A 22,859-nucleotide genomic window follows, 5' to 3' on the forward strand; every position below is an offset into this window, starting at 1 on the left:
TTAACAGCAGACTGGATTGGGTGCTGGAATCATGCCCAGCTCTAATGCTGGACTTCCTTTTTGCGCAAGAGAAACACTGAAATGGCCGACACAGAGGCGACGATGATGAACAAAATAACGGACAGCGCCGAGCCGAGTCCGATCGCCACGGAGCCTGGGCCGCTTGGCCCGCCAAATGCCAGTCGGTAGAAATAGACGGCCAGTGTGTCGGTGGAACGGAACGGTTCCCCCTGCGAACCCTCCATCGCGTAGATCAGTTCGAATGCTTCAAATGCCTGGATAAACGTGAGAATTGTCATGATCGTTACTGACGGCATCACCAGCGGGAGGATGATCTTGCGCAGCAGCGTCAAGCCGCTGGCACCGTCCAGCCGGGCCGCTTCCACCAATTCCTCCGGGATGGATTGCAAGCCGGCGAGGAAGATCAGCACGGCAAAACCAATGCCGAACCAACAATTGATCAATATAATCGTCATGAGAGCAGTACTGGGATCCCCCAGCCACGGCCGGGCCCACGCCTCAAGCCCCAGGTAGGTCAGCAGGGCATTAAGCGCCCCGAAGTTGGGATTGAGGATCAGCTTCCACAAAAAACCGACGATGATGACCGACAGCAGCCTGGGTAGGAAATAAGCAGCCTTCAGCACTCCGGAACCCCTGATCTTCCGGTAGATGACGTATGCAAGTCCAAAGGCAATCCCGTTTTGGACGACCATTTCCACGATGAAGTAGACCAGGTTGTGCTTGATCGCATTCCAGAACATTTCGTTAAACGGCTCCACCGTAAACAGCGTGACGAAATTCTGGAATCCGACAAACCCTTTGCGGGAGATCCCTTCCCAGTCGTACAGACTGTATGTAAACGCGGAGAAGATCGGATAAATGGCAAACGCCGCGTAGACGAGCAGGGCCGGGAGCGGAAACAGGTGGATGAGCCAGCGCCGGCTCCGTTTTGACCTGCCGGCTCGCTCCGTCGCTTCTTGCATATGGTTCACCAACTTTCACCTGGAGAATAGGAGGGGAGTAAAACAGATGTTTTACTCCCCCTCGTCTGCTTTACTTTTTGAACGGCGCATACCAGCCTTCCGCAGATTTTTGAATCGTCTCGGCCACTTGATCCGGCGTCATTTTATTCAGGTACATGCCCTGGAGGCTGTTCTCCAATTCCGCCTTGGTGGTCGGATTCCCCTCCCCGAAGTAGACGAGAATCAGGTACGGCGTCGCGTTCTTCTCCGTTAGCTCCGCCATTTTGTTGACCAGCGGGTCGTCTACCTTGACGCCGGGGACAGCGCTGATTCGCTTGAACTCGTTCGCAAACATCTCGCCAAATTTTTGGGTCGCCATGAATTCCATGAATTTCAGCGCTGCTTCCTTGTGGGTCGACTTGGCATTGACGCCCCAGGAGCCGTCGACCCAGGTGGTGATCAGCGGATTGCCGTCTTGGCCGTGCAGCGTAAAGAAGTCGACATCAAGATTTGGATTCAGCTTGCGCATCGGATCGAGGTCAAAGCTGCCGTGGATGTACATCGCCGCCTTTTCCGTGGCGAACAGCGCCCGGGTATCGTTTTGATCCAGGCCGACGAAGTTGTCCGGGAAGTACGGCGCCAGTTCCTTCATTTGTTCGATCGACTTTTTGAACTCCGGACTGAGGAAGTTCGCCTCGCCTTTTTGCACTTTGTCGACGAAATCGTTGCCGCCGTATGTGGCAGGTGCGATCACGCCGTGGCTGAGCGACAGCAGCCAGGCTTCCTTGGCTCCGAAGGCGAACGGCGTAATCCCCTTGTCTTTGAGCGCCTTGGCCGTCTGGAGCAGTTCATCCCAGGTTTTCGGCTCCTGGATGCCCTGATCGGCAAATATTTTCTTGTTGTAGTAGATTTGCGTCGAGTTGAGCGACAGCGGCACACCGTATACCTTGCCGTCCTTGGCAGTCGCCGCCTTCAGCACATCCGGCGCAAAATTGTTGATGCCGGGCACAGAGTCAAGCGGTTCGAGGTAGCCGGAGTCGGCGAGCGACATTCCCGCCTGGTACGGGCGCAGCTGCATGATGTCCGGACCGCTGTCTCCTTGCAGTGCCGTGTTCAAAATCGTGTTGTACTCGGTGGACTTAAACGCCTTGAATTCGATTTTGACGCCGGGGTTTGTCTGTTCAAACTCTTTGATGATCTTCTTGTAGCCATCCCCGTCCTCCACCCGCCAGCTGTGCATGCTGAGCACGACCTGTTCCTGACTTCCCTGGCTGCCCTGGTTTTCTTTTCCCCCTTGGCTGCCGGTGTCAGGAGACGAGGTATTGCTGCTGCAGGCACCCAGCAATGCCGAAGCGACCAGCAGCGTGGAAAGGAACACCGACACGCGTTTTTTCTTCATCTCTTCTTCCCCCTTTTACATTTTTGGATAACCGCTAAAATGGAGCCCGGCGGACTTTCGTCAGGCCACCTTCACGCACGCAAATCGATTGCCGGACCTGCAGCTACTCTGTGCCGCGCTTTCTGCGGCTGACAGCTCCTCTGGTCTTTTCCAGGAGTGGAATGACTTTTTCATTCAGCTTGCTTACGATCGTGATGAACAGAATGTCGATCACATTTAATTGGGCGATGCGGGAGGCCATGGCGCCGCTGCGAATGCTCTTTTCGACGGAGCTGGTATGGAGCCGGATATCTGCCAGGTCAGCGACCGGAGAAGGTCCGAATTTGGTCAGGGTAATGATCAGAGCTCCTTGCTGTTTCGCTTCCGAAAGGGACTGGATCACATCTTCCGTCTGGCCCGAATACGAGATCCCAAAGGCGACGTCGTCTCCGCCCAGATTGACGGCCGAGGTGAGCTGGGCGTGAAAATCGGAATGGGCCTCGCACCACATGTTGATGCGCGTAAGCTTTTGCTTCAAGTCGGACGCGATCACGGCAGACGCGCCAACTCCGTAGACGTCGATCTTGCGGGCGGCAGCCAGCGCGTCCGCCGCTTTCTTCACTTCCTCAACCGACAACACGCTGACCGTATCCTGTACCGACTGAATGTTGTTGGTGCTGACGGCCTGAACGATCGATTCGACTGACCCGCCGATCATAATTTCCTGGTAGCTTCCAATCGCGACGCTTCTCGTCAAATCACCGGCAATTCGAAGCTTCAGCTCCTGGTACCCCGCAAAGTTCAACAACTGGGCCAACCGGACCACGGTCGCCTCCGACACGCCGCTCCGTTTGGCCAATCTCTGCACCGACAGCGTAACCACTTCTTCGGGGTGGGCCAATATGTATTCCGCTACTTTTTGCTGTGATGGCTTCAAGTCCTCAAGTATGGCCTGCAGGCTGGCAAGGCACCCGTTCAGCATCGATAACACCGCTTTCATCATCATTCATAGGCTCATTTTATGAAACAATATTTCAAATGTCAATAAATATCAGAAAATTTTGCTACATCTTTTGTCCCTGTATTCAGCCCCAGTCGGCCTATTTTTTTCTCCCTGCATCTCGTTTAAGTCGGAAAGTTTCGGAATTTTCCTATCCTTCAGGTCAAATGATGGTAGAATGATACCAGATTCTTGGAGGATAGGAGTTATTGCGAGTGAAAAGATGGATTACGTTTGACCTGGATGGAACCCTGATGCAAAACCCCTTCCAGGAATGGGTATTTCCGGAAATCGATGCGATTGTGGCAGCCGAGGCCGGCTCCGCCACTGCGTGTGACGCAAGGGGCGAGATGATCGCCGAACACGAGCGGCGTCTGGCCCGGCACATGTACGTGGAGGCCTATGACTGGGATGACATCCTCAGCGGCCTGCTTGAGCGGCTGGGACTTGTGCTTGCCATCGACATTGAACAGCTGGTCATCAAGCACTCCTGCGAGCCTAAGGTTTCCCTCTTGGAGGAGGGCGTACTGGACGCGCTGGCTGCACTGAAAGCGGGAGGCTACGCATTGGCTGCTGTGACCAACGGCTATTTCAAGTTTCAGTATCCGGTGATGCAGGCGCTGGGATTGGCCGACCTGTTTGACGCCGTCGTCACCCCCGATCGCGTCGGCTTTGCCAAGCCCGACGTGCGGATCTTTGACACATTGTGCAGGCAAGGAGGCATCGCCGCTCATGTCGGCGACCGGATCGACCACGATGTCTGTCTGGCGAACCGGTTTGGCACCTGCTCCGTGCTGATCGACCGGCGATTACCGCCGGAGCTGGCTGACATGAACCCGTTTGCACGGGCAACTTGCGAGGCCGGAAAACAGTTTTGTGAAAAGAAGGCACGTGCTGAACAAATTTCGGCCGAACCCGGGCTTTGGGCTCCCATGCTGCCAAAAGCTGTGATCGGCTCGCTTACGGAACTGGCGGGCTGCTTGGAGAAACGGTAAACAGGCAGGAGCATCCCACTCCTGCCTGCGGCCTTCAACACCTTATTTGCCCGATTCCTCGTTTTGGCGGTACTTCTCTATATTCTGCCGATGCAGATCCTCCACATTTCCTTGCCGCTCACTGACTTGCTTCAGGTATTTGGCCGGAAAGATCTGCTCAATGCTGGGCCAGTACAAATTCCCGTCTTTCGGCTCCTGGTGGCTCACTACCCGGTAATCGCTCCCCTTTGAGGCAAGTTGGAAGCCGAACTCGATTTGAAACGCCAGCGGCAAACTTACACCCGCCTTCGTGACGTACTCATCCCCCTCTTTGCCGATCGACTCGACCAGCGCCCAGGCGTAGACGGTCTTTCGGTCGGCATTGCCTTCCACTCCGAAAATATCGACGCTGGCAAAGCGCGGCGAGCCAACCCCGTCAAACGCTTTGTTGCGGGTCAGGTATTGGATCAGCAGCGGTTCCAACCACTCTTTGGAGGCGTCGCTCACCCCGCCCTTCACTTCGACAAACACGTGGCCGAGCGGCTCTCCGGCAGAGATCACCTCCAGCTTCCAGACCCCTGCGTCAGGCAGTGCGATGGATGACGGGAAGCTGCCGTCAGCATCGTAGACCGGCCCCCCTACACTCCAGCTTCCCAGCTCCACCTTTTCTCCGGCTGCGCTGGTGCCGACGATCTGTACGGTCGAGGCAAAGCTTCCGTTCAACAGCCACATCACTTTCTGACCCTGTCCCTCATACATCTCCCCGGCGATGATCCGGACCGGTTTTTCACCGACATAGCTGAATGGATTGCCTTCGTATGTGCCGGTGACGTGCTGGGACGGCTGCCATGTATCGGATGGCGAGCCCGCTGCCCGACCGGAGTGACCCAGCCACTCAGAGATGCTGTCTGAGCCGGCCCAACCGATCAGACAAATGAGGATTGCGGCGGCCGCTATCCATCCTCCGAAAAACCAGCCCCGCTTGCCGCCAGACCCAGTTCTTCGCACTCGCTCAAACACCTGCCGCTCCATCTCCGCGGAGAAGACGACATCCTGTAATAATGTACGGTCTGCCGTGTCACGCAGCTGCTGCAGCGATTTGTCTACGTCCATCCCAATCCCTCCTCGATCAACAGCGGCTTCAGCTGCTGCCGTGCCCGGTGAAGCCGGGTGCGTACCGCCCCTTCCGACACGCCAAGCGCTTCAGCAGTCTCAACAATAGACAGTCCTCCGTAGTAGTACAAGAGAATCACTTCCCGGTAGGCGGCAGGCAGGCTCATCACCAGCTGGGCGACATTTTCCCTGCCCAGTTTTTCCAAGGCTTCTGCTTCCACCGTGGTCTGACTTTGCCTGAATATCCTGGAAGCCGGAAACACTCGGCGAAAAGCCCACGATCGCAGGTAGCCCTTGGACTCGTTGACAGCAATTTTGTACAGCCAGGTCTGGATTGCCGATTCCCCGCGAAATCCGTCCAGGCTGCGGTATACCTTGACAAATACATCCTGCGTAATATCCTCCGCTGCGCTGCGGTCTCCAACCATCAGGTAGACGAGCCGGAGCACTTTGGTCCCGTACTCCTGCATCAGCGCAGATAATTTAGCCTCCTTCGTCTGCTCTAATCGTGAATCCAACCCGTTCAGTCCTCTCACTCCTCTCGAAGCCCTCACTCTTTAGATGCAGCAGGCGGCAGTTTGGTTACAGAAAGACGGAAAAAATCCCCCAACCTTTTGTGTTGAGGGATTTTTCCCGCAAAGACAAACAACGCCGCGATTCTGCGTAAAAACAGCAGGTAGCCATTGCTCCCCTTCGCGATTCCTTTTTTCAATTGGGCTGCCGCAATGCCGGCTGCCGTCAACCGATCACGGTAAGCTCTTTCGGAAAACGGGTCAGCACCTCTACTCCCTCGTCAGTCACCAGAACGTCGTCTTCGATGCGGACGCCGCATACCCCGGGCAGGTAGATTCCGGGTTCGATGGTGAAGACCATCCCTGCCGATGTCAGCTCCTGGTTCTTCCCGTGAACAGACGGGTACTCGTGCACATCGATGCCGAGACCGTGTCCCAGGCGGTGGATGAAGTACTCGCCATAGCCGCGTTCCGTGATGACATCGCGAGCCGCCTGATCCAGGCTGGCCAGCGTCACTCCCGGCCGGGTCGCTTCAATCGCCGCCTGATTTGCACCTAGCACAGCGTCATAGACAGCTTTTTGCCGGTCATCCACATCACCTACGGCAAACGTCCGGGTGATGTCGGACGCATATCCATCCACGTACACACCGAGGTCAAACAGCAGCAGCTCACCCTGCCGGATTTTCCGCTCTCCCGGATTGCCGTGCGGCAGTGCCGCTTTTTCACCCGCCAGTACCGTCGTCCCAAACGACGGGCCATCGGCACCGAGCATCTTCATCTGGTACTCCAGCTCAGCGACGATCTCCAACTCGCTTATACCGGCTTTTACTTTTTGCAGTCCGCGGCGCAGCACTTCTTCGATCACTTCAATCGCCCGCTTGATGCGCTGCACCTCATCCGGGCTCTTTTTCAGCCGCATCGCCTGCAGCGGCGTCTCAACGTCGATGTAGGCAGCCGCCCCGACCGCTGCGGCAATCGCTTCAAACCGATTGACGGTCAGTTGGTTCTTTTCTACGCCCAGCCGGTTTAGCCGATCAGGCAGAGCCTGTTTCAACACGGCATAGGGGTCCTGCGTATCCGTATGGGTCATGATTTTCTGAACGGAGGAAACAGCCGCAGCCGCTTCGCGCTCAAGCGCCGGCACGATCAGCACCGGCTCACCCTCGCCCGGAATGGCCAAACCCAAAAACCGTTCGTGCGGGTCTGTCATAAAACCGGTCAGGTAGTAGACGTGTCGTGGATCCGTCACGAGAACCGCATCCAGTCCATTCTGTTCCATCCATGTTTGCAGCGTGAGAATCCGCTGTTGACTCATTTGCACTCACCTGTCTTTCTCCGTACTCATTTCGAGCATATCACGATCTTACCCGGATGAGAAGAAAGGCTAGTTCTTCATGCGGGGATCGATGGCGTCGCGCAGCCCGTCTCCGACCAGGTTGAACCCGAGGACGGTCAGCATGATCGAAATTCCAGGAAAAATCATCGTCCAGGGGGCTTTTTGAATGTACTCTTTGGCATCTGACAGCATCTTCCCCCACTCCGGCTGCGGCGGTTGGGCGCCTAATCCCAAAAATCCCAGGGCAGCCGCCTCGATGATCGCCGTCGCCACACACAGCGTCCCGGTTACGATGATCGGCGCCAGGCTGTTCGGCAGCAAGTGATGGAAAATGATCCGAGCATCAGTCATCCCGAGCGCTTTGGCTGCCATCACAAACTCCTCCTCCTTCAGGCTCATCACCCTTGACCGGATCAACCGCCCAAACGTAGGCACATTGATGATGGCGATCGCCAGGAGGGCATTACGCAGGGAGGGTCCCAGGATCGCGACGATTGCAATGGCGAGAAGAATACTGGGAAAGGCCAGCATAATGTCAAAAATCCGCGAGATCAGCATGTCGATCCACTTGCCGTAAAATCCGGCGAGCAGCCCGAGCAGCGAACCGACGACGATCGAGCCGATCACGGAGGATGTGCCTACCCAAAGGGAGATGCGTGCTCCGTAGACGATCCGGGAAAACATGTCCCGCCCGTTGTAATCGGTTCCAAACCAATGCTCGGCGGACGGCGGCTTGTTGCGGTTTAGCAGTTCGCCTTCGTCATAGGGGTACCTGGCGATGACGGGAGCGAGCAGGGCAACTGCCACAAAAAAAACGATAATTCCCAAACCGAGCATTGCCAACTTGTTTCGCCGCAGCGTGCGCCACGCATCCCGCCACGGAGAAGATACTTCCTCGTCTGTCCGGTTCAGCGGGACTGTCGTTATTTCTACTTCGGCCATGTCCATCCTCCTCCTTTACCGGTATTTAATGCGCGGATCGATGTAGGCGTACAGCAAGTCGACCACGAGATTGATCATGACGAAGATGGTTGCGATGACGAGGACACCGGATTGGATCACGGTGTAATCGCGGTTGAGGATCGCCGAGTAGATGTACCTTCCTACGCCCGGCCAGCCAAAGATCGTCTCCGTCAGTATGGCGCCGCCGAGCAAGTGGCCCGTCTGCAATCCGATTACGGTAAGCACGGGAATAAAGGCATTCTTCAATCCGTGCTTGTACACGACCAGGAATTGCCCGACCCCTTTTGCCCTCGCCGTGCGGATGAAGTCAGAGCGCATCACCTCCAGCATGCTTGACCGGGTAATGCGGGCGATGATGGCCATCGGGATGGTACCGAGCGCCACACCGGGCAGGATCAGGTGCTGGATCACCTCTTTAAACTGGTCGAAGCGGCCGGCGATCAGCGAATCAAGTATATAAAAGTGCGTGACAGCGACAACCGGATCACGCGGATTATCCCTTCCAATCGAAGGCAGCCATTTCAGTTCCTGGGCAAAATACCACTGTTCCATCAAGCCAAGCCAGAAGACCGGCATCGAGACGCCAATCAGGGCGATCAGCATGGCGATATAGTCAAACCAGGAATTCTGTTTCCAGGCGGAAATGATGCCCGCATTTACCCCGATGAACACCGCAAAAAACATGCTGACCACTGTCAATTCGGCTGTAGCGGCCAGGTATGGAACGATTTCAGCGGCAATGGGCGCCTTCGTGTGCAGCGAGATGCCCAGGTTTCCCGTCACAATATCTTTCAAATAGGCGAAATATTGAATGTACCAGGGGTTGTTCAAGCCGAGGCTTTCCCGAAGTTCGGCGATTGCTTTTGGACTTGCTTTCTCGCCGAGAATGGTCAATGCCGGATCTCCAGGGATGGCGTGAATGATCGAAAAAACGACGATGGACATGCCCAAAAGGACAGGGATCAACATCAGCAGCCGACGGGCTGTATACGCTAGCAAGTGACCATCTCCTCGCTCTTATTTGCATTTGTTCGTGTGAGAGATCGCCATGGGAAGCAATGGCGGGCAAGGAGAGGATCCCCCCTTGCCCGTCTCCCGCAGTTTTTACAGCCTTATTCCATATCTACTTTTTTCAGGTACTCTGTGCCTTTCGGATGAGGAATATAGTTTTTGATACTCGCCTTTGCCGCTATACCCGGCTCCGCGTGTGCGATCGGAACGACCGGCACCTCATCAAACAAGATCTCCTGCACCTTTTTGTACAGCTCGCTGCGCTTGGCCGAGTCCACTTCCGTCTGTGCTTTCAGCAGAAGCTGGTGAACTTCTTCGTTGGCGTAGCGGGTGCGGTTTGCGCCTCCGATGTTGTTTTTATCGAGCAGGACGTAGATGAAGTTGTCCGGGTCGCCGTTGTCCCCGTTCCAGCCGAGGAGGTACATCTCCTGCTCGCCCTTCTTCGTCTTGTCGAGGTAGGTCGCCCAGTCCATCGTGACGATCTCGGTCTCAATGCCGATTTTTTTGAAATCCTGCTGCATTGCCTCGGCCATCTTTTGTCCATTGGGGATATAGGGGCGCGGAACAGGCATCGCCCAGAACTTCGCTTTAAATCCATTGGGGTAACCCGCTTCAGAGAGCAGCTGCTTCGCCTTTTCGAGGTTGAATTCGCGGTCCTTGATCTGATCGTTGTACCCCAGCAGGATCGGCGGCATGATGTTGACCGCCGGTATAGCCAGACCCGAGTAGAAGGCTTCGACCAGCGCCGGCTTGTTGACGGCATAGGCAATCGCCTGCCGGACCCGCTTGTCGTCAAACGGTTTCTTTTCCACGTTGAAGCTGAGGAAACCGATGTTCATCGGCGGCCGGGTCAAGAGCTGCAGGTCGCTGTTTGCCTTGACTGTCTCGGCGTCTTCCGGGTTGAGGCCGTCCATGACGTCTATTTCGCCTGACTGCAGGGCGGTCAAGCGGGCGCTGTTGTCGGGGATGGCCTTGAATACCACTTTGTCCAGCTTCGGGAGATCTTTGTTCCAGTAATCAGGATTTTTCTCGATTGTGATATGGTCATTTCGCTGCCACTCGACGAATTTAAACGGTCCGGTTCCGACCGGATGCTCGCCAAACTTGTCCTTTTGCTCCTGCAGCGCCTTTGGCGAAGCGATCGCGAACGGAAACATGCCCAGATTGGCCAGGAACGGCGCCTGTGAGCGGTTCAAATCAAACTCGACGGTGTACTCGTCGACGACCTTCACTTCTTTGATCACGTGATCGGGATCGCCCTTGTAACCGCCAAACATGTCGTTGTAGTAGGCAAATCCTTCCGGGCTGTGCAGCGGGTTGCTCTTGTCCATCCAGCGGTCGAAGTTGAATTTGACGGCTTCGGCATTGAAGTCAGTGCCGTCGTGGAACTTTACGCCCTTGCGCAGATGGAAGGTGTACTTGAGGCCGCTCGGATCAATATCCCATTTCTCGGCCAGCCCGGGAACGACCTCCATTGTACCGTCGGCGTATACGACCAGGGTCTCCATAATGTTTTCCGTTACACGGGATGATTCACCGTCATCGATCGTAGCCGGGTCGAGGTTGACGGTATCGCCGCCGCGGCCGTAGATCAGTACTTTTTCACCCTTTTTGCCCGTGTCAGTCGGCTGCTGTGGCTGCGTTTGCTCCGGCTGCTGCTGACCACCCTGATTGTCGGACGTCTGGGCTGCCTGTTGGCCGCCGCTGCAGCCTGCAAGGGCAAGCGCTAGGGCGAGCATTCCGGAAAAAGCTGCGCTAAGAACTCTTTTTTTCATCCCTTTTCCCCCTTTTCACATGGCTATGTTTGAAGCTTCTTTCGCCTTCCGTCTGTTTGTCGCCGGCAACGCCTCCTTTTCTATTGCTCATAGCATTCATGATGTGTATAAATGGCAGGCCACATGGTGTCCTTCCCCGGTGTCGCGAAATTCGGGGGGAACACGGCGGCACACCTCCTTCGCTTGAGGACAGCGGGTGTGAAACGTACAGCCTGTCGGCGGGTCAGCCGGGTTTGGCACATCCCCCTGTAGAATGATCCGCTCCCGCTTCAGGTCGGGATCTGCGTTCGGAACGGCCGACAGCAATGCCTGGGTGTAGGGATGGAGCGGTTTTTCGTACAGGCGGTCCTTGTCGGTCAGCTCCACAAGCCGACCCAGGTACATGACACCGACCCGGTCGCTGACGTGCCGAACGACACTTAAGTCGTGGGCGATGAATATGTAGGTAAGGCCAAAATCGCGCTGCAGGTCCTGCATCAGGTTAAGCACCTGGGACTGGATCGACACGTCTAAAGCGGAGACCGGTTCATCGGCGATGATCAACTTGGGATGCAGCATCAGCGCCCTGGCAATGCCGATGCGCTGCCGCTGTCCCCCGCTGAATTGATGCGGATAACGGCTGGCGTGATAGCTGGACATACCAACCACTTCCAGCATCTCTTCGATGCGTTTTTTTCGTTCCTTGGCACTGCCGATGCCGTGGACGATTAACGGTTCTTCGAGGATTTTCTCAACGTTTTTCCGGGGATTGAGCGAGGCGAACGGATCCTGGAAGACGATTTGCATGTTGCGGCGAATCAGTCTCATGTCTGCCTTACCCAGCTTGGTAATCGAGCGGCCTTCAAAGAGGATGTCTCCTTCGGTAGGTTCGATCAGCCTCAGGATCGTCCGTCCGATCGTCGATTTTCCGCATCCGCTCTCCCCCACCAGCCCGAGCGTCTCCCCCTGGTTTACGGCAAACGTAACCCCGTCCACTGCCTTGATCTGCCCGACCTGCCGGCCAAAAACGCCGCCGGTGATCGGGTAGTATTTTTTCAATTGCTGTACGCTGAGCAGTTCTGCAGCCACTGGCATGCTCCTTTCCGCCTAATTGTTCAACCAACAGCGGGACATATGTCCAGCTCCTACCTGGGTCAGTTCGGGAAATTGTACGTAACACTTCTCCATCGCGGATTCGCAGCGAGGGGCAAAACGGCAGCCGGCAGCAAGCTTACCGGGAGTCGGAACATTCCCCGGTATTGAATAGAGGCGCTGTTTTTTTTCTTCCAGTTTGGGGATGGAATTGATCAGGCCGATGGTGTAGGGGTGGGTTGGATGTTTGAGTATGGTGCGGACGTCGCCTTGTTCGACGATGTTTCCGGCGTACATCACGGCTACCCGGTCGCAGATCTCTGCGACGACGCCCAAATCGTGGGTGATCAGCAGGATCGCCGTACCTGACTCCCGGTTCAAAGCGCGCATCAAATCGAGGATCTGCGCCTGTATCGTTACGTCCAGTGCAGTCGTAGGCTCATCGGCGATCAACAGCTTGGGATTACAGGCCATCGCCATCGCGATCATCACCCGCTGCCGCATGCCGCCGGAAAGCTGGTGCGGATACTCATCTACAATCGCCTCCGCACGCGGGATTCCCACTTTTTTCAACATCTCTACTGAACGCGCTCTGGCAGCCCGCTTCGTCGACTTCGTATGGATGCGAACGGCCTCGCTGATCTGGTCCCCGATCGTGTAGACGGGATTTAATGATGTCATCGGCTCTTGAAAAATCATCGCGATATCATTACCGCGGATCCTGCGCATTCGCTTCTCGCCTGCCCCGACCAGGTTTTCCCCTCTAAACCTGATCTGTCCGCCGACAATTCTTCCCGGAGGGCTGGGGATCAACCCCATAATCGATAGGGAGGTAACACTTTTTCCGCAGCCGGATTCACCTACGATGCCAAGGATTTCGCCCTCGCTGATCGACAAACTGACGCGATCTACGGCAGGTACTTCACCGCGGTCGGTAAAAAAGGACGTCTGCAGGTTTTCTACTTCCAGAATCGGTTGTGTCAAAAAACACACCTCTCTCAATCGCTGAAAATTCAAAATAGTACATATATTATTATCACATTAAAAAATTTTTCATTCAATAAAAATAATTCGACCGGAACCGACAAAAAAAATAGGCCAGCCAAAAATCTCTGGCCGACCTATCTTGCAATTCCGAACAGGTTTTACGGTTCAAAAAAGCCGGCTACCCACTTTGCGATCGCATTGGTGCTGTCCCGCAGCCACTCGCCAGTCATGTTGCCGATCTGGCTGATGTAGTTGTCACTCTCGATTTGATCTTGCTGGCTGCCTTGTTTCCCGACCGGGGCAACCTCTACTTTCGACTTGTCCACTTTTGTAATGTAGTAAGTCTGCTGTTTTTCAGCCGGCTTGCCGCCAACCTTGTGTATGCCCCGTTCGGCTGTTTGCAGTCCGAGGATGACCCCGACGAGGAGGAGAAAGACCATGCCGGCCAGCTTCAGCGTCAGGTTCACCCCCATCACCCCTCATTTGCCGCAGGCGAAGCCGGCGCCGATACCCGCTCCGCTTGCCAGTAATAGTCGGCAAAGACCTCAGCAAATGCCTCGATGGCGTTCTTGCACTCTTGCAAATTGTTTTCCGTTCCGCCTACTTCGATCAGAATGCTGCCGGGTGAGACGTGCTGATTGTACTCGCCGTTGCCCTCATTTTCCCCTTTGTCATCCAAACCGCGCGACAATCCGGGATATTTTTTCTCCAGCAGCGCGTTTAATTCGCTGGCGAACTTGTGGTTTTCCCTGTAGTTCTCGTTACGGGTTCCGACGACGAACATCAGGCGGGCATACGTCTTGCCGTTGATGGTGACCGTCGTTTTGTCGCGCGGCGAGGCGTCGCGATGAATGTCGAAAAAGTAATGCAAATCACGGTTTTGCTTGGTGGCGGCGGTTATCACCTTCAGCGATTGGGCGTATGACAGGCCATAGCTCTTCCCTTGATCCAACAGCTCCTGATAGATATCGTGACCGCTAAACTGTGTGCCGATTCCCCGGTCATTCAGAACCTCGGCGAGATGCTTGCCTACCAGAGAAATGTTTTGGGTGGGGTGATCGACAGCAGAGGAACCGGTTTTTCGCTCTGCTACGTCAAGCCAGGACTCCCGGTTGTGCGTATTGTATACGAAGACGACATCCTTCTTTGCCCTCTTCGATCCTCCCGCATCAGGCGGCTTTCCCGTCTCAGGAGGGTTTTCGCCATCAGCAGAATCGGCAGGCGGTGCCGTTTCCCCTGCACCAAAAGGAGCTGCAGACTCCGTATACGCGATCGCCGGGTCTTCAGCTGCCTCCGGCGTTTTCAATCCGGACTGCTCGAGCGCCAGCATTCCCGGCAGCTCCCGCCCGATGACGGCGTGCAGATCGCCTGGAGCGATCCCCGTCAACACCTGAAAGACAGAGTGGGAGATGCTGTTTCCCTCGCCGCCCGCGGGGGCTTGTACTTTTTCACTCAACAGCGGAATCTCCCTGCCCATCAACTGCAAAAAAGTTACCGTCGAAATCTCCGACACAGCAAGTTGTATGGTAGAAGAGCTGAGTACAGCGCGGTTACCATTGATCGCCAAAAACCCCGTTAGCAAGAACAGCAGGGCTGTACCGACTGACAGAATCGCAAATTGCCGCTGCAAAAGAGCTGCCATCTCTTCTCCTCCTTTGGCGCTTGTCTCAACATAAGAGCGACGACAGCATCGCCTGGTCAATACGGCGAAGCCAAGTTATCAATCTTATGTTGTTAGACTATGCAGCCGATAGAGAAGCTAGAACGGGGAACCCTTTCTCTTTTTCTACTTCTATCAAAACAGCCGGGCGTTGACGTGACAGTCACCGGACAAAGAGCCGTTTTACGGCAGCGGAATCGCTGATTGCGCGGCTTCCGGAAGTGTCAGCGCGGGCACCCCGGCATTGCCGGTCACTCTCGCAGTATACTCAATTTCCCGGCGGTTTTTGATAATCGAGGGCTTTAGCCGTGCGTGCAATGTCAACGTGTCCAGCCGGCCCGACGCTTCGTCCAGGCTGATGAGCATCCGGGCCTCAAGCACATCTTCCACGTGCATGCCGTGAATGTCATCGCGAAACGGCCGCAGGGTTACCTCAAAACGTCCGCCGCCCCGGGCCCGTACTTCGCTGGCATGAGCCAGCATTCTCAGCCAAAACGCAAACGGATCGCGAAGCTCCTCCAATTCAGCCGCAGCCGGATGATTGTACGCCGCTCGGTTCCACACGCCGCTGTTTCGCGAGTAAATGTATAAAGCATCTGATGAGAAGTAGACTTCAAAGCGAAAATCTTCGGATTCGGTCAACCGTACGCGGGATGCGACTCTCGCCAGACGGGGCGAGGCCTGTGATACGGCGGACAAGCTGACCTCTTCCCGACCGTCTACCTGCAGCCGTTCCTCTAGGGAATAAACCTCTCTGTTCTGTGCACTGACGAGGAGCCTGTGCAGACGAAGCACCTCCTCCTCTTGCCGGCTCACGGTCCCCCAAAAGGCGAGGGCGAACAAGCAGGCCCAAACGCCTGCAAACAAGGCGATCTTCCAGCCTTTACGCGATGTAGCCATTCAGGTCATACCCCTCTTTTTCTTCCCAGTAGCCGAGCCCCCGCTGCTGTGTGAATTCGATGCGGCTGAGCCATTTGATCGACTTGTAGCCGTACATGTCGGGATGCACCAGGCGCAGCGGCGCTCCTTGCTGGGGCAGAAGCGGCTTGTCATCCAGTTCGTAGGCGAGCAGGACATTTTGCTGCAGCAATTGAGAGAGTTCGTACGTCTCCGTATACAACCTGTCTGCGCTGTGCATTTTGACATACGTCCCGGCTGCTTCCGGATTGACCAGCTCCAGGAGGCTGGAAAACGGCACGCCTTTCCACTTCACCTGGGTCACGCTCCAGCCTGTCACACAGTGAAAATCGCTGACGACAAGTTGGGACGGCAGACTGGTCAATTCCGCAAAGGTAAAATCTCTCTTCCGCTCTACCAGTCCGTCTACCGTCAATCGCCACTCGTTTGAGTCAAAAGGCGGAATCTCGCTCGTCACCGAATAGATCCGGAAATACCCCCTGCGCTTGCCGGTGTCCAGCGACGCCAGAGTAGAATCCGTCAACGGCCGGAACCAGCGCAACAGCCCGCCTGCCAACAGCGCGATAAACCCTCCGGCAAATAAAATCAGCACCTCCCGCCTCGTAAACAACGGCCCGCCCCGGTCGCGGGAGTGCCTGACCGCCCCTCTTTGTCTGATTTTTCCGACGTACCAAAGGGCGATATGGCCCATGGCCCATGGTATGATGAACAGGCTTAAGCCGTCGTGGACGAGTGAGGCCAGCTGGCGCAGCCTCAAGTACTCTGTATGGTTCACCCACAGGTAAATCCCGCTAGCCACCCAGCCTGCCCCGAGCAGGTACTGGAGACAGACGTGAAAGGCTTTCGTCCAGCGCCGGTCGCGGCGAAGGTGTTGGACTAAAGGAACAACAGCGATGGCCAGCAGCAGCAGGTAACAAAGCCCGATGGCAATATGGGCGCTCCGCACCTGTCTGATCGATTCGCCAAACAAAGAGCGCAGCGCCGGGACGTACAAACACGCCCCGGTTGCAAGCAGCACCGAGAGCACTGCTGCATGAATGCCGTGCAGGGCCGCCAAAAAACGCCTATTTTTCATAGACCGCAGCATTGACCGTATGCAGCAACTTCTCGCCGGCGAGACCGCGGAGAATGTTCTCAGCTGTCATCTGGGCCATCCTGGTCCGCGTTGCGATGCTGGCACTGCCGATGTGAGGGGCAGCAACGACATTATCCAGGGTGAGCAGCGGGTGATCGGCGCCGATCGGCTCTGTCTCAAACACGTCCAATCCTGCCGCCCAGATCTGTTTGCGCTTCAGTGCCTGATAGAGAGCCGCCTCGTCCACATTGGTGCCGCGCGATGCATTAATGAAGATGGCGTCCGGCTTCATCAGCGACAGTTCCCGTTCGCCGATCAGCTTGTTCGTCTCTGTCGACGCCGGTGCCATCAGCACCACGTAATCGGATTCGGCGAGCAGCTCATCCAATGGAAGATACTGCGCGCCCAAGGCCTCCTCTGCCTCAGGCTTGCGGCTTCGGTTGTGGTAGAGGATGTTCATGTCAAACCCTTTTGCCCGTCTGGCCACCGCTTCTCCGATGCGCCCCATGCCGATGATGCCGATCGTCGCGCCATATATGTCCTGTCCGGTCAGAAGCATCGGCGCCCAGCTTTTCCATCTGCCTTCTCTCACATACCGATCCGCCTCGGGAATGCGGCGTGCGGTCGCCATCAAGAGAGAAAACGTCAGATCGGCGGTTGTCTCAGAGAGCACGCCCGGGGTATGTCCGACGGGAATTCCCCGCCTTGTCGCCTCTGCTATGTCGATGTTGTCGAAACCGACAGCCATCGTCGCGACAACGCGCAAACGGGGAGCGGCGTCAAATACCTCCCGATCAATCTCATCGGCCACATTGGTAAAAATCGCTTCCGCGTCCCTCACTTCTCTGAGCAGCACATCTCTGGGGATGATCTCTTCATCCGACTCCCAAACGAACACCTCTGTCTGCTCCTGCAACAGATCCAATGCCCGCCGGGGAATGTTGCGCGTCACGACAACCTTAGCCCTACTCAATGAACATGCACCTCCATCTGTGTCTTCCAGCTCGTTTTATGCCGATCTTCAAAAAATCCCAACCGCGTATGGAAAGAGACAGCTTGCGATCAGCCGTCTCTTTCCATAGTACCGTTATGCACGTTTGGGCGCCAGTTCAATGGCCTGACGAATCGCTTCTTTCAAGCTGAGCTCGTCGGCGATCCCGGTTCCGGCGATGTCAAAAGCCGTGCCGTGGTCCACACTGGTGCGGATGATCGGCAGACCGACCGTGATGTTGACGCCCGCTTCCAATCCCAGCACCTTGACAGGTCCGTGGCCCTGATCGTGGTACATAGCGACAACGATGTCAAAGTCGCCGCGAACCGTGCGGAAGAACAACGTGTCAGCCGGAAGCGGCCCTACAACCTTGATGCCTTCCTGCTGAGCCTTTTCCACGGCGGGGACAATCTTCTCTTCCTCTTCGCCGTAGCCGAACAAGCCGTTTTCGCCGGCGTGCGGATTAATGCCGCAGACGCAGATGCGGGGTTCGCTGTATCCCGCCTTTTGCAGGGTCTCATGGGCCAGCTTGATCACTTTGTAGACGCGGTCCGGATTGATCTTTTTTACGGCATCGATCAAGCCGATGTGGGTTGTCACGTGAATCACTTTCAGCTTGGGTGCGGACAACATCATCGAATAATCCTCCGTGCCCGTCAGCTCTGCGAGAATCTCCGTGTGCCCGGGGAAAATATGCCCGCCCTTGTGCAGTGCTTCCTTGTTCAGCGGCGCGGTGCAGATGGCGTCAATCTGCTTGTCGTTTGCCAGTTGAATCGCTTTCTCCAGATAGCGGAAGGCCGCATGGCCCGCTTCCGCCGACACCTTTCCAAACGGCAGATCGGCGGGCAGCAGGTCCAGATCCAAGCAGTCGATGCTGCCTGGCTGAAACACTGCTTCCTCGGCGGATTGAATTGAACGGACTGCAAGATCGGCACCCACGATGTCCAAGGCACGCACCAGCATTTTGGCGTCGCCGATGACGAACGGGCGGCAGTTCTCGTAGACGGTGCTGTCTGCCAGTGCCTTCACGATGATTTCCGGACCTACTCCGGCGGCATCTCCCATCGTGATCGCGATGATCGGTCTGTTATTGGTTGTCATGTCGACACTCCTGCCTTTCTATGCACAGCCTGGTGATTACAGCGCTTTGCGCAGAAGCTCTTCCAGGCTCTTTTGATTTGGCACGCGCGGATTGTTGCGAATCAACCGGTTGATTTCCAGGGTTTTTCTGGCGATCTCCGGCAGATCCTCTGCTTTAATGCCGATTTGCGACAATTTCGTTGGCAGGCCGATCGCTTCCACCAGCTTGAACACCTCTTGCGATGCTGCTTCAGCCAGCTCTTTTTCCGTTTTGCCGGCAGGGTTGACGCCAAAAGCCAAGGCGATCTTCGCCATCTTTTCCTGCTCTACAGAGGTATTGTATTCCATCACGTACGGCAGCAGCAGCCCGGTTACTTCCCCGTGCGGAGATTTGACCAGCCCGCCGATCGGGTAAGCCAGGGCGTGTGCGGCGGCCGTACCGGCATTGGAGAAGGCCATTCCCGCAAGCAGACTGCCGAGCAGCATATTGCTCCGCGCTTCCAGATTGCTGCCCTGCTGTACGGCCAGGACCAGGTTCTCGGCAACCAGTTCAATCGCCTTAAAGGCGAGTGCGTCTGCGAGCGGGAGCGAGCCTTTGAACAGCAGTTCCCCCTCCGCCTGTATATAGCGGAAGTTCTTGGCCGTGTACGCCTCAACAGCGTGAGACAGCGCGTCGATCCCGGAGCAGGCGGTGACGTACGGCGGCAGGCCGACCGTCAGTTCCGGGTCGAGCAGGGCGACGGCCGGACGCAGATAGTTGTCGGAGATGCCGATTTTCAGGTTGTTTTCCACATCGGCCAACACGGCGACAGAGGTAACCTCCGATCCCGTTCCCGCTGTGGTGGGGATCGCGATCAGCGGCGCGATCGGGCCGGGCACGCGATGCTCGCCGAAGTAATCGCGCGGATGGCCGCCATGGGCCATCAAGAGGGCCACTACCTTAGCCAAATCGATGCTGCTGCCTCCGCCAAGGCCGATAATCGCATCGGTGTCCATATGCGACTTGGCAAATTCGTGGCACTCAATCGCCGTCTCAATCGGCGGTTCCGGGACGGCCTGATCGTACACGGCCACATTGTACCCGGCATTCTGCAGCAGGCCGATGATTTTGTCGGCTATGCCGGCCCCCTTGATGCCCGGGTCCGTGACCAGGAAGATGTTTTTGGCCTTGAGGCGCTGCAAAATCTTGTCCAGTTCCTGGATCGATCCGTTACCGAAGACGATTCTCTCTGTTGAAAAAAACTCCCATGTGTGTCTCATCTATCCTTCTCTCCTCTCCACCGCTCTTATAGGCTCATGACCACGATACGCTCTTCCGTCATCTCTTCCACAGCCCAACGCGGCCCTTCCTTGCCGATCCCGCTGTCCTTGACGCCGCCATACGGCATGACGTCAGCGCGGAAGGTGGAAACATCATTGATGATGACGCCGCCGAATTCCAGTTCATGGACGGCACGCAGGGCCAATTGCAGATTGGCGGTGAACAGACCCGCCTGCAAGCCGAGCCGGCTGTCGTTCGCCATGCGGAAAGCATCGTCGATGTCGTCAAACGGGATGATGCTGATGACCGGCGCGAACACCTCCTGGCAAACCACTTTCATCTCAGCCGTTACACCCACCAGGACAGTCGGATACAGTACAGCTCCTTCGCGCTTGCCGCCGCATACTACTTTCGCGCCGTGATGGACCGCTTCCTTGATCCACTCTTCGGCACGCTTCGCTTCCTTCTCGGAAATCATCGGACCCACATCCGTAGCGGAATCGGCTGGATCGCCTACCTTGATCGACTGGGCCACCTTCGCCGCCTTCTCGACAAACACATCGAACACGTCGCGATGGACGTACACCCGCTGTACCGAGATGCAGGCTTGCCCCGCATTGGAGAAGCCGCGCGTCACGCAAAGCTCTGCCGCTTTATCCAGATCGGGCGCATCGTGATGAACGATGTTCGGCGAGTTGTTGCCCAGCTCCAGTGTCACTCTGCGAATCCCGGTCGCGCTCTTGATATGGCGGCCTACGCCCGGGCTTCCGGTAAAGGTAAACATCGCGATCCGATCGTCTTCAAGCAGGTACTGCCCGGTCTCTTGGCCAAAACCGTTGACCACATGAAGGAACCCGGCGGGAAGCCCCGCTTCTTCCATGATCTCCGCCAGCTTACACGCGATGATCGGCGTCATCTCTGCCGGCTTCAGCACGACCGTGTTGCCCGCTGCAATCGCCGGTCCTACCTTGTGAACGGTCAAATTGAACGGAAAGTTGAAAGGCGTGATCGCGCCTATCACCCCTACCGGCACGCGAACCGTAAATGCCAGCTTGTTGTCGCAGCCAGGCTGTCCGAGCGGGACGCCCTCACCGGCAATACGCTTCGCTTCTTCCGCAGAAGCGATCAGGGTTTGAATGCCGCGGTCGATCTCGGCGCGTGCGTCCTTGATGACTTTGCCCACCTCGCCGACCATAATCATCGCCAGCTCTTCCTTGCGCTCGCTGACGATCTGGGCCGTTCGCATCAGAATCTCGTAGCGCTGAACGGGGCTCAGTTTTTTCGACTTGAAGGTGTGGAGAGCACTGGTTACCGCCCGGTTGACGTCCTCTTTTGACGCCTTGCTGATGCGGGCGATTTCCTCTCCTGTATATTTATTCAGAACGGGGAAGGTATCCTCCGTAACTTGCCAGTTTCCGTCGATGTAATTTCCGTAAACAGCCGTCTTTTGACCTGTCCCGTTTTGCATGGTTTCTCTCCTCCCGCTTCTTCTTATCGACTCACTTCTTTACGTGTGGAGCATTTTTGGCAGATATCCGTGATCATCGAATTCAAAATCGCCTAATTCTCCTGCCACTTCTACGCCGGGAAGGACGGCTACCTCCGGCAGCAGGGCTTCCGATACGTACACGTACTCCAGATGGAGCGTGTTGGGAATGCGCATGATCCTCGCTTTGGCCGGCTCCACGCCCCAATTGGCGCGCAGTGCGGCGGCAAGCGCGTCGCGATCGCTCGGCATCACGATCGGGACGCTCGCCCGCGCCAGGAAGGTGCTGGTGATGACATTTTCATTCATCGCCTTGAAGTCGATCTTGTCAAAGAATCGCTGTGTAGTCAGATCAGCCAGGCCGATGCCCAGCGCGTTGCCGTGGGAAGCTTCGGACAGGTCGCTCGCGATAATATACTTGATGCGCGGCGAGTCCGGCTCCGGCGTTCCCTGGATCCGCAGACGACCGATAATGTTCGTATCCATCCCCGTACCGCTGTAGTTTTTGCCTACTTCATCCACCAGCAGGATGTCGATGTCCTCCGCCGGAAGCTTTGGCATCAGGGCGGCCGATTCCCGAAGCAGCTCCCGTTCCCGTTCCTCGATCCGGGAAGTGTGTATCGCTTCAATGATCGCCGTCTGTTCGAACGCATTCTCTACAATGCCGACGCCGCACAGGATCTTGGTGTTGGCCAGCATGACTCTGGCCACCTTCGGCATGATGTCGCGAATGCCCGCGACCCCGTAGCTGTGGATCAGCAGCGCCTGCTTGTGCTTGCCCAGACCGATCGCCGCCATCTTCATCAGACCGCTCTCGATTCCGATCGGTGATTTGAAGTCGGTATGGACTTTGATCCTGCCCATCAGGATAATCCCGTCGGCGGCCAGTGCATTTTTGTCCACATAGACGGGCATTCCTTCCTCGGTCGTCCCTACCTGCTCCACCTCCATCGACGATTTGATCGGGGCGCCGCAGAAGTCCTCCGTCACCCCGAGGCTTTCCAGGACTTCCACCTGTCCCTCTGCCGTCGCTCCGCCGTGGCTGCCCATCGTCGGCACAATGTACGGCTGGGCGCCCATGCGCTTTAACTCGCGAACGACGGCGCGGATGATGATGTGGATGTTAGCGATGCCGCGGCTGCCGGCGGTAATGGCAACCGTCATCCCCGGCTTGATGCGTTCGGGCAGCTGCACGTTTTCCAGCTGGCTGCGGACGGTTGCATCGATATCAGCCACGGCAGGTCCAGTAAACCGCTGTCTGATTTTAACCATTTTTGGGAACTTCATAGACAAAAATTCGCCT

21 protein-coding genes are annotated in these 22,859 nt (G+C 56.4%); 1 reads left to right on the forward strand and 20 read right to left on the reverse strand.

Translation table 11 applies throughout. The features are described 5' to 3' along the window. Positions 1-41: 41 nt before the first annotated feature. The 3 genes from ACI7RC_RS05530 to ACI7RC_RS05540 form a co-directional block, all read right to left on the reverse strand. Entirely contained in the window at positions 42-983 is a 942-nt protein-coding gene (locus ACI7RC_RS05530) for a carbohydrate ABC transporter permease (protein ID WP_408107262.1), read from the reverse strand. Positions 984-1,053: 70 nt separating this feature from the next. Beyond that, positions 1,054-2,361 carry an ABC transporter substrate-binding protein gene (locus tag ACI7RC_RS05535; protein WP_408107224.1) on the reverse strand — a complete coding sequence of 436 codons (1,308 nt, stop codon included), beginning with the start codon at positions 2,359-2,361 and terminating at the stop codon, positions 1,054-1,056. A gap of 103 nt (positions 2,362-2,464) precedes the next feature. Next, complete coding sequence (locus tag ACI7RC_RS05540) at positions 2,465-3,346, reverse strand: MurR/RpiR family transcriptional regulator (RefSeq protein WP_408107225.1); 882 nt, start codon at positions 3,344-3,346, stop codon at positions 2,465-2,467. 209 nt (positions 3,347-3,555) lie between these two features. Between ACI7RC_RS05540 and ACI7RC_RS05545 the strand changes: the two genes are divergently transcribed. After that, positions 3,556-4,335: an HAD family hydrolase gene (locus ACI7RC_RS05545; RefSeq protein ID WP_408107226.1), complete on the forward strand. Its 780-nt coding sequence runs from the start codon at positions 3,556-3,558 to the stop codon at positions 4,333-4,335. A gap of 42 nt (positions 4,336-4,377) precedes the next feature. Here ACI7RC_RS05545 and ACI7RC_RS05550 read toward each other — a convergent pair whose 3' ends face one another. The 17 genes from ACI7RC_RS05550 to ACI7RC_RS05630 form a co-directional block, all read right to left on the reverse strand. After that, positions 4,378-5,427, reverse strand: coding sequence for a hypothetical protein (locus tag ACI7RC_RS05550; RefSeq protein WP_408107227.1), 1,050 nt, complete (start codon positions 5,425-5,427; stop codon positions 4,378-4,380). Further along, a complete protein-coding gene (locus ACI7RC_RS05555; protein WP_408107228.1) occupies positions 5,418-5,945 on the reverse strand; it encodes a sigma-70 family RNA polymerase sigma factor in 528 nt (175 codons plus the stop codon). Before ACI7RC_RS05555 ends, ACI7RC_RS05550 begins: the two co-directional genes overlap by 10 nt. Before the next feature lie 220 nt (positions 5,946-6,165). Continuing rightward, positions 6,166-7,257 (reverse strand): M24 family metallopeptidase, encoded by a 1,092-nt coding sequence (locus ACI7RC_RS05560; RefSeq protein WP_408107229.1) that lies wholly within the window; start codon positions 7,255-7,257, stop codon positions 6,166-6,168. A 69-nt stretch (positions 7,258-7,326) separates the two neighbouring features. Next, entirely contained in the window at positions 7,327-8,220 is an 894-nt protein-coding gene (locus tag ACI7RC_RS05565) for an ABC transporter permease (protein WP_408107230.1), read from the reverse strand. Between the two features lie 15 nt (positions 8,221-8,235). Next, positions 8,236-9,240 carry an ABC transporter permease gene (locus ACI7RC_RS05570; RefSeq protein WP_408107231.1) on the reverse strand — a complete coding sequence of 335 codons (1,005 nt, stop codon included), beginning with the start codon at positions 9,238-9,240 and terminating at the stop codon, positions 8,236-8,238. Between the two features lie 113 nt (positions 9,241-9,353). Continuing rightward, positions 9,354-11,027 carry an ABC transporter substrate-binding protein gene (locus tag ACI7RC_RS05575; RefSeq protein WP_408107232.1) on the reverse strand — a complete coding sequence of 558 codons (1,674 nt, stop codon included), beginning with the start codon at positions 11,025-11,027 and terminating at the stop codon, positions 9,354-9,356. A 96-nt stretch (positions 11,028-11,123) separates the two neighbouring features. After that, positions 11,124-12,101 (reverse strand): ABC transporter ATP-binding protein, encoded by a 978-nt coding sequence (locus ACI7RC_RS05580; RefSeq protein WP_408107233.1) that lies wholly within the window; start codon positions 12,099-12,101, stop codon positions 11,124-11,126. A 12-nt stretch (positions 12,102-12,113) separates the two neighbouring features. Then, positions 12,114-13,082 carry an ABC transporter ATP-binding protein gene (locus tag ACI7RC_RS05585; RefSeq protein WP_408107234.1) on the reverse strand — a complete coding sequence of 323 codons (969 nt, stop codon included), beginning with the start codon at positions 13,080-13,082 and terminating at the stop codon, positions 12,114-12,116. A gap of 161 nt (positions 13,083-13,243) precedes the next feature. Continuing rightward, positions 13,244-13,552: a DUF3679 domain-containing protein gene (locus ACI7RC_RS05590; protein ID WP_408107235.1), complete on the reverse strand. Its 309-nt coding sequence runs from the start codon at positions 13,550-13,552 to the stop codon at positions 13,244-13,246. A gap of 5 nt (positions 13,553-13,557) precedes the next feature. Then, positions 13,558-14,727 carry a stage II sporulation protein P gene (gene spoIIP, locus ACI7RC_RS05595; protein WP_408107236.1) on the reverse strand — a complete coding sequence of 390 codons (1,170 nt, stop codon included), beginning with the start codon at positions 14,725-14,727 and terminating at the stop codon, positions 13,558-13,560. A 201-nt stretch (positions 14,728-14,928) separates the two neighbouring features. Further along, the gene (locus ACI7RC_RS05600; protein ID WP_408107237.1) at positions 14,929-15,645 is read right to left on the reverse strand and encodes a hypothetical protein; all 717 of its coding nucleotides are present in this window, start codon (positions 15,643-15,645) and stop codon (positions 14,929-14,931) included. Further along, complete coding sequence (locus tag ACI7RC_RS05605; protein ID WP_408107238.1) at positions 15,629-16,738, reverse strand: molybdopterin-dependent oxidoreductase; 1,110 nt, start codon at positions 16,736-16,738, stop codon at positions 15,629-15,631. Before ACI7RC_RS05605 ends, ACI7RC_RS05600 begins: the two co-directional genes overlap by 17 nt. Further along, the gene (locus ACI7RC_RS05610) at positions 16,728-17,711 is read right to left on the reverse strand and encodes a 2-hydroxyacid dehydrogenase (protein WP_408107239.1); all 984 of its coding nucleotides are present in this window, start codon (positions 17,709-17,711) and stop codon (positions 16,728-16,730) included. The genes ACI7RC_RS05605 and ACI7RC_RS05610 overlap by 11 nt, the downstream gene beginning before the upstream one ends. 114 nt (positions 17,712-17,825) lie before the next feature. Beyond that, positions 17,826-18,830 (reverse strand): 4-hydroxythreonine-4-phosphate dehydrogenase PdxA, encoded by a 1,005-nt coding sequence (gene pdxA, locus ACI7RC_RS05615; RefSeq protein WP_408107240.1) that lies wholly within the window; start codon positions 18,828-18,830, stop codon positions 17,826-17,828. Between the two features lie 36 nt (positions 18,831-18,866). Beyond that, positions 18,867-20,069 (reverse strand): hydroxyacid-oxoacid transhydrogenase, encoded by a 1,203-nt coding sequence (locus ACI7RC_RS05620; RefSeq protein ID WP_408107241.1) that lies wholly within the window; start codon positions 20,067-20,069, stop codon positions 18,867-18,869. Positions 20,070-20,095: 26 nt separating this feature from the next. After that, positions 20,096-21,538: an aldehyde dehydrogenase family protein gene (locus ACI7RC_RS05625; RefSeq protein ID WP_408107242.1), complete on the reverse strand. Its 1,443-nt coding sequence runs from the start codon at positions 21,536-21,538 to the stop codon at positions 20,096-20,098. 39 nt (positions 21,539-21,577) lie between these two features. After that, positions 21,578-22,843, reverse strand: a complete 1,266-nt coding sequence (locus ACI7RC_RS05630) for a nickel pincer cofactor-dependent isomerase, group 22 (RefSeq protein WP_408107263.1) — start codon at positions 22,841-22,843, stop codon at positions 21,578-21,580. Positions 22,844-22,859: the final 16 nt, after the last annotated feature.

Source organism: Brevibacillus sp. B_LB10_24 (genome assembly GCF_046036945.1).
GTDB lineage: Bacteria > Bacillota > Bacilli > Brevibacillales > Brevibacillaceae > Brevibacillus_C.